Here is a 7,908-nt window from a genome sequence, read left to right as displayed (position 1 = left end):
GCAACTACACCGTCGAATGGAACTACCTCTTCGCCGCCTCCGTCGTCGCCATCATCCCCGTCGTCATCCTCTTCGCCTTCATCGAACGACACGTCGTCTCCGGACTCACCGCCGGATCCGTGAAGTAAGGCAGACGACGGGGCGACACCGCATTCTTTCTTCCTGCCGCTCGACACCTCGGCAATCGTCCGGGCGAATTCCTCACCAACATCCATGTCAGATGGGGTGAATTACAACCATGCGTCGTTCGCTACCCGTACTCATAGCGGTCCTTGTTGCCCTCTTCGGCTCCCTCCTCGCGCCGGCGGCGGCCGCCCCCGGCCCGCGCGCCGACGGCGGCCCGCCGCCGGTGGTACCCCGGCCAGCACAGTGGGAGGACCTCGGCGGCACCGTCGACCTGACCTCCCGCTCGCGCATCCTGCTCGATCCGGGCTCCCGTGCCCGTACGACGACCGAGGCCGGCCGCCGGGAGCTGCCGGGCCCGGCCCGGCAGAGAGGGCAGGGCCTGGCCGAGCAGGTGCAGGCCGACATCCGGTCGGTCACCGGGCTGCGGCTCGCGATCAGCAGCGGGCCCGTGGAGCCCCGCCCCGGCGACATCCACCTCCGGCTCACCGACGACGACGAACTCGGCGCCGAGGGCTACCGCCTGGACAGCTCGAGCGCGATCAGCATCGAGGCGGCCTCCACCCACGGTCTGTTCTACGGCACCCGCACCCTGCTGCAGACGCTGCGCGCCGACTCGTCACACCGCGCCGTGCCGCGCGCCCGCAGCACCGACGTGCCCACGCAGCAGGTGCGCATGGTCCAGCTCGACGCCGGTCGCAAGTACTGGGAGACGGACTACCTGGAGAACCTGATCCGGCGCATGGGTGACATGAAGCTCAACACCCTCTTCCTGCAACTGTCGGATTCCGAGGGGTTCCGTCTCTACAGCCCGAAGTTCCCCGGACTCGCCGAACGCGAGCACAGCTACAGCCGCGCCGACATCGAGCGGCTGAAGGCACTGGCCGCCCGCCAGCACGTCCAGATCATGCCGGGCATCGACGTGCCGGGGCACGCGACCGTGATCAGCGAGGCGTACGGAATCGGCTTCGGCTCGGGCGCGAACCCGTGCACCGGCGCGCACACCCACTCCCACCTCACCCCGGACTGGATTATCGACATCACCGACCGGGACGCGATCGAGGTGACCAAGAGGCTCGTAGCCGAGTTCACCGACTGGTTCGACGCCCCGCTGTTCAGCATCGGGGCCGACGAACTGCCCGGGCAGCTCGCCGAGTGCCCGCGGGTCAAGCGCCACCTCGCCGAGGACCCGGACGTCAGCACCCTCGGGGACCTGCTCAACCGCTACATCAACACCCTCGACGACGTGGTGACCGCCCACGGCAAGCGGACCGCCATCTACAACGGCACCGAGCACCTGGCAGCGCCGCAGCAGCAGGTCCACTCCCCCGTGGTCTTCCTCACCTGGGAGGGGACCGGCACCGACCCGATCATTCCGGGCCACGACGAGATCGCCATCGGGCCCTTCTACGTGACGCCGAACAACTACCACAGCCTCTACCCGGACGAGCGGTGGATGTACGAGACGTGGGCGCCGAACACCGCGGACGACATGCTCGGCTCCGGCCTGATGAACTGGGCCGACTACAACTTCTGGGCCGAGGACCGGTACTTCGAGCAGGTCATGGCCGCCCCCCGGGCGCTCCTCGCGGACCGGGCCTGGAACGGCTCCGCGACGCCCGACACGCTCGCCGGATTCCGGGCCCGGACGGCCGCGCTCGGCGACCCGCCCGGCGTCACCACCGTGCCGCAGCGGCCCCGGACGGACGACGGCCGCCCCAGCCACCACTGGACGTTCGACGCCGCCTCGTACCCGGCCGGCTGGACGTACGCCAGCAGCCCGCCCAACACGATCATGGCCGACGACGTCGTCGGCGACCTGCCCGGCACCACGTACATCATCAACAACCCCACCCTCGTCGAGGACGGGGTACGCGGCGAGGCATTCCGCTTCGACCACAACCGGGACGGGGTGGGCTTCGGCGGCACCGACGTCGCAGCGCCGTGGACCGCCTCCGCATGGGTCGAACTCACCGCGACCACCAGCGACCAGGTGCTGCTCAGCTCCCGCACCGGCGCCCTGAAGCTGCAGCAGTACGGCAGCGGCAAGGTGGGCTTCACCCGCTTCGGCGACGCCGACCACAGCTTCGGCTACACCGTGCCGCTGAACCGCTGGGTCCACCTGACCTGGGTGGCGGAGCCGGACCGCACCACGCTCTACGCCGACGGCGAACCCGTCGGCGCGGTGAACACCTCGATCCCCCTCCCGTTGCGCTCCATCGGCACCCCCGACGCCAGCTTCCGCGGTGACCTCGACGAACTCGTCACCTGGGACGAGGCGCTGACGCCCGCGCAGGTGAAGCAGCGCTACGCCGCATACGAACGCTGACCTGCCCGACCGCCCCTCTCAGCCGGGGAGGGGCAGCCCGGTCGTGGTGGAACGCCCCGCCACCACGACCGGGCCTTCCGATGTGTCGAAGCTCGTGACCTCCAAGGAGGGTTCGCCGCACCGGTCGTCACCAGCCCCGGGAGGGCTCGCGACTTGGTGGTCTACGGAAGGCCTCGGCGTGAGTGTCGTATTGACATGTCCGCGAAATGGGGCCGTAGTTGATGAAGACACCACAAGCGAGGGGAGTGTCATGCGTGACGCACGACCAGGCGTTCACCGCGCGTTGCTGGCGGTGGCAGCGCTCGGGCTCGTCGCGGCATCGGCCGCACCTGTCCAGGCCAATTCCGAGTCGAAGTCCGAGTCCACGTCCGAGTCGAAGGTCCTGATCTACACCGGCACGACCGGATACCGCCACGCCGGCTCGATCGACGGCGGCATCGGCCCGATCCAGAACGCACTGGACCAGGCCGGGATCTCATGGGAACGCGAGGACTGCGACGGTCTCGGCGGAGCCGTCGGCAACTGCGACCACCCGGACGCCAACCCCCGGGTCTTCACCCCGCAGAACCTGGCCCGTTACGACGCGATCTTCCTCTTCAACGCCTCGTCCCAGTGGCTCGGCGGCGGCCGCCCGGGCCCGCTGTGGGACGAGGAACAGCGCGCCGCGATCCGGGGGTTCGTCAATGCCGGCGGCGGGATCGCCGCCAACCACAACGCGGTCGACATGGGCGCCGGCGTCACCACCTGGGACTGGTGGGACGGCGCGGCCGACAGCGCGGTCGGCACCCTGATGCCCGGCCACGCCGCCAGCGACCTGAACAACGTCGCCACCGTGCACGTCGAGGACCGCGGCCACCCCTCGACGCGCGACCTGCCCAAACGGTTCGCCTTCGGCGACGAGCACTACAACTTCGCCCGCAGCGTACGCGGCGACGCCCGCGTGCTGGCCACACTCGACGAGGAATCGTACGAGCCCGGCCCGAACGCGATGGGCAAGGACCACCCGATCTCCTGGTGCAAGCGCTACGACGGCGGCCGCATCTGGGTCACCGGCATGGGCCACTTCGCCCAGTCCTACACCGAGAACGGCGGGGACAACAACCTCGTCAAGCACCTCACCGGAGGCATCGAATGGGCCGCCGGCAAGGGCAGCGGGGGGCAGTGCACGCCGTGACCGACTGACCGGGATCACCCGCGCCCCTGCCCCGGATCCACTCCACACGGGTAGCCCCTGCCGGCCAGCGCGGTCGTCACGATTCTTCGACGGCCGGCCGGTCGGGGCTCCCGCTCGGTCCGTAAGCGGCGAGCGCGAGAACCTCTCCCCCAGCCACCTCAGTAGTGTGGCTTCGCATGACCGACACCGAGATCGAGATCACCGCAGACTTGGTCCGCGACCTGCTGCAGGAGCAACATCCGGACCTGGCAGAACTGACCATCCGCGAGGTGGCAGGCGGCTGGGGCAACCAGATGTGGCGCCTCGGGGATGAGTGGGCCGTGCGCATGCAGCGCATGGACCCCACCCCGGAGCTCCAGCTCAAGGAGCGGCGCTGGCTGCCCGTGCTGGCTCCGCGCCTGCCGCTGCCGGTGCCGACTCCGGTGCGGTTCGGCGAACCGTCCGAGCGATTCCCCAAGCACTGGACCGTGATGACGTGGGTTCCGGGCGAGCCGCTGGACCACGGTTCGATCAGCCGCGGCACCCACGCGGCCGACACGCTGGCGGGTTTCCTCCGGGCGCTCCACGTGGAAGCCCCCGCCGAGGCGCCTGTCGCCATGGACCGCGGGGCGCATCCCCGAGACTGCACGGAAGGCTTCGAGAACCTCTTCCAGGCCGTTGCGCCCGACGACATCGCGGCCGACATCCGGGCCGTCTGGGACGACGCCGTTGCGGCCCGCGGGTGGGAGGGCCCGAAGGTGTGGGTGCACGGCGACCTCCATCCCGCGAACGTCGTCGTCTCGGACGGAACCCTCTCGGGCATCGTCGATTTCGGTGACCTGTTCGCCGGCGATGCGGCCTGGGACCTCGCCGCCGCATGGTTGCTGCTCCCCGAGGGCACGGCCTCACGGTTCTTCGACATGTACGCACACGCGGACGAGGCAGCGATCCGGCGCGCCCGCGGGCTGGCCGCGATGAAGTGCCTCTTCCTGATGCTCATGGGGCAGAACGGGGATCGGGGCCTTCCCGGCGGCAAGCCGAACTGGGGGCCTGTGGGCCGGGGGGCACTCGATCGTGTTCTCAAGGGCGTTTGAGGGCCGGGGCCGGTTGCTTCCTGCCGAATGAAGTGTCGGGCGCGGTCATATCCGTAGGGGGTGAGGCACGACCCTTACGACCCGCCGTACATCTTGCCGATCTTCCAGGCGCGCGCCCGCTCTCCGCCGTTCTCGGGGCGGATTCGCTCGGCCAGGCAGTGCCGGTGGGAGATGAGGGTGTGGCTTCCCGGACCGTCGTTGCTCCGCGAGTCCAGGACGAGGGCGTCTCCACCCGGGTTCAGCGTGAGCCATTCACCACAGAAGTCGCAGGGCCAGTCCAGCGACTCCAGGGCGGCAGGTCGGATGCTGAGCCGCACCGATACCGGCGGATGCCAGCGGTTGATCTGCTCGATGACTGCATCGATCTGCGAACCGACCGGCGGAAAGAGCGCGAGTAGTTCGTCATGGCTGCTCGTGGTCCGGGAGAACTGCTGGATCATGTCGATGGAGGCTGAGAACCCGGCGTTCTCGTAACCGATGATCTCGACGATCACGCCCCATGGGTGATGGCTGAGGATCCTGGCCCGAACCCTCTGGCCAGGCATGAGCGCCAGACTCTCCGTCTCGAACCTTTCCATGAGCCGCTCCCCTGTCCTCCCGCCCAGCAGGGCGTGATTCGGCGGTGTACGGCGCCGACGCGCACCGCCTCATCCTACGAGCGCGGAGCACGCACAGGAGTCCGCGAGCCGACGCCGTTTTGCCGTGAGGGCACCGTTTCATCCCTGATGTGCACCGCCAGCCGTCGGATCGTAGGCTGGGGGTGGCACCGCCCTCATGGGCTACAGGCAGCAAAGGACCCCTGACATGGCGTGTCCGGCCACCGTAACCGTCGACGGCCGGGGCTGTGTGACGGCGTGGAGCGCGGGTGCCGAGCACCTGCTCGGGCACCCCGGCGAGGAAGTGCTCGGCAGTCCGGTGATTTCCCTGATCGCCGAGGGCGCTCAGGATGTGGCTGATGCTGTCCGCGGTTCACCGACGGACGGCGCTCGATGGTGCGGCAAGGTGGTCTTGCGTCATCGCGACGGTGACCTCGTCGAGGCCGGGCTTGTCGTTCATCGCGGCATGACGGACGACGGGGATCCTGAATGGCTTTTGGTGTGCGTCGAGGCCGGCCGCTGCATGCACGGGACCGGCGGGCTGCTGGGCGCGGCGTTCTACGAGTACCCCCACCCCCTGGCCGTCTGCGACGTCGATCTCCGGGTCGTGTGGTCGAACGGGGCGATGCAGCGCGCGGTGGGTATGACGGAGGAGCAGTTGCGGGGGTTGCGTCCGCGCCAGGCCGTCGACCACCCGGTCGTCGGTGAGGACGAGCGGACCATGCGCCGGGTGCTGGCGACGGGCGAAAGCCAGTACCGCGAGGACTTCCTTCGTGTGCCGGGCGAGGAGCACGAGCACCTGTGGGCCGTCGACATCTCGCCGGTGATGGATGTGGACGGGGACATCTGCGGCGTGCTCTTCTCGGCGCGTGACAGGACGGAGCAGTACTGGTCAAGGCGTCGGCTGCAGCTGACCAATGAGGCCAGCGCCCGTATCGGCAGGACCTTGGATGTGGAGCAAGTGGCCCGGGAACTGGCCGAGGTGGCCGTCCCGGCGTTCGCGGACCGGGTGATCGTCGACCTGCTGCCCTTCCTCCACCGCGGCGACAAGCCGCCCGCCGAGCCACCCGCGGGCCCGGTCACCGTGCGCCGCTACGCCGAGAAGTCCCTCGCCGGCACGCCGGAAAACCGGGGCCACGAGCAGGAGACGGTGATCCACCCGGAGGCCTCTCCCCTTGCCGAGTGCCTGACGACGGGCCGGTCGGCCCGGTACACCGTGACGGAGCCCCTGATCCATAACTGGTCCGTACGGGACCCGGCCCTGGTGGCCGACATACGCGAGATCGGGACGCACTCGCTGATGGTGGTGCCCCTGCGGGCCCGCGACGTCATCCTGGGCGTGGCGTGCTTCGGCCGTCACCGCCACGAGGAGCCGTTCGTCGAGGACGACCTGCTGCTCGCCGAGGAGATCACCGCGCGGGCAGCGGTCTGTATCGACAACGCCAGTCAGTACGTCCGGGAACGCGAGACCTCCGTGACCCTCCAGCGAAGCCTGTTGCCGCGGAAACTGCCCGACCACACCGGCGTCGACCTGGCCGCGCGTTACCTGCCGACCGACGTCCAGGCGGGGGTCGGCGGCGACTGGTACGACGTGATCCCCCTGTCCGGGGCCCGAGTCGCCCTCGTCGTGGGTGACGTCGCCGGCCACGGCATCCAGGCGTCCGTGGCCATGGGCAGGCTGCGCACCGCCATGCGGAGCCTGGCGGATACCGAGCTTCAGAGTGATGAACTGCTCACCCGCCTCGACGATCTCGTCCTCCGGCAGGCCACCCAGGTCGACACCTGGGACGGCGACGGAACGCAGGTGGACATCGGCGCCACGTGCCTCTACGCGATCTACGATCCGATAGCCCACCGGTGCACCGTCGCCAGCGCCGGCCATCCGCCGCCCGTCGTGGTCACCCCGGACGGCACCGCGCGGATCCTCGACCTTCCCACGGGGCCGCCGCTGGGCGTCGGCGGGCTTCCCTTCGAACCCGTGGAGATCGACCTGCCCGAGGGGAGCCTCCTCGCTCTCTACACCGACGGGCTGATCGAGACCCGCGAGCACGACCTCGACGCACAACTGGCCACACTCGGTGACGTCCTCGCCCGCCCCGCGCCATCGCTGGACGCCACCTGCGACACCGTGCTGGAGACACTTCCGCCGGAACGCACCGACGACGACATCGCGCTGCTCCTCGCCCGTACCCACGTGCTGGGTTCCGAGGCGGTCGCGACCTGGGACGTTCCCTCCGACCCGGCCGCCGTCACCCCGGCACGCCGGAAGGTCACGGAACAGCTGGCCCGCTGGGGGCTGGACGAGCTGAACTTCACCACGGAACTGGTGGTCAGCGAATTGGTCACGAACGCGATCCGCCACGGACAGCCCCCCGTCCGGCTCAGGTTGATCCACGACCGAACCCTGATCTGCGAGGTCTCCGACGCCAGTAGCGCCGCACCGCATCTGCGCCGGTCGCGCGCCTACGACGAAGGGGGCCGAGGGCTGCTGCTGGTGGCCCAGCTCACCCAACGATGGGGCACGCGCCACGACCGGCAGGGCAAGACCATCTGGGCCGAGCAGCACCTCCCCTCGGGCCAGGACTCCTGACGAGCAGCCGGCGCGAGTACCGG

5 protein-coding genes and 1 pseudogene are annotated in these 7,908 nt (G+C 69.7%); 5 read left to right on the top strand and 1 reads right to left on the bottom strand.

The annotated features are described in order from the left end of the window. The 4 genes and pseudogenes from ABGA99_RS20080 to ABGA99_RS20065 all read left to right on the top strand — a co-directional run. Nucleotides 1–128, top strand: a pseudogene (locus tag ABGA99_RS20080) (carbohydrate ABC transporter permease); the annotation flags it as partial. 110 nt (nt 129–238) lie between these two features. Beyond that, nucleotides 239–2,452: a family 20 glycosylhydrolase gene (locus tag ABGA99_RS20075; protein ID WP_347583112.1), complete on the top strand. Its 2,214-nt coding sequence runs from the start codon at nt 239–241 to the stop codon at nt 2,450–2,452. Nucleotides 2,453–2,702: 250 nt separating this feature from the next. Beyond that, on the top strand, nt 2,703–3,626 hold the full coding sequence (locus ABGA99_RS20070; RefSeq protein WP_347579426.1) for a ThuA domain-containing protein: 924 nt from the start codon (nt 2,703–2,705) through the stop codon (nt 3,624–3,626). A 176-nt stretch (nt 3,627–3,802) separates the two neighbouring features. Next, nucleotides 3,803–4,699, top strand: coding sequence for a phosphotransferase (locus tag ABGA99_RS20065; RefSeq protein WP_347583111.1), 897 nt, complete (start codon nt 3,803–3,805; stop codon nt 4,697–4,699). Nucleotides 4,700–4,773: 74 nt separating this feature from the next. On the opposite strand, the gene ABGA99_RS20060 is transcribed toward ABGA99_RS20065, so the two are convergent. Continuing rightward, nucleotides 4,774–5,193 carry a hypothetical protein gene (locus ABGA99_RS20060; protein WP_347579424.1) on the bottom strand — a complete coding sequence of 140 codons (420 nt, stop codon included), beginning with the start codon at nt 5,191–5,193 and terminating at the stop codon, nt 4,774–4,776. Nucleotides 5,194–5,761: 568 nt separating this feature from the next. Between ABGA99_RS20060 and ABGA99_RS20055 the strand changes: the two genes are divergently transcribed. Then, entirely contained in the window at nt 5,762–7,885 is a 2,124-nt protein-coding gene (locus ABGA99_RS20055) for a SpoIIE family protein phosphatase (RefSeq protein ID WP_347583110.1), read from the top strand. The last annotated feature ends 23 nt before the right edge of the window (nt 7,886–7,908 follow it).

It is taken from the genome of Streptomyces sp. B5E4 (genome assembly GCF_039871555.1).
Taxonomy (GTDB): domain Bacteria; phylum Actinomycetota; class Actinomycetes; order Streptomycetales; family Streptomycetaceae; genus Streptomyces.
The sequence above is the reverse complement of the archived record's forward strand: the minus strand, read 5'-3'. Positions and strand labels throughout refer to the sequence as shown.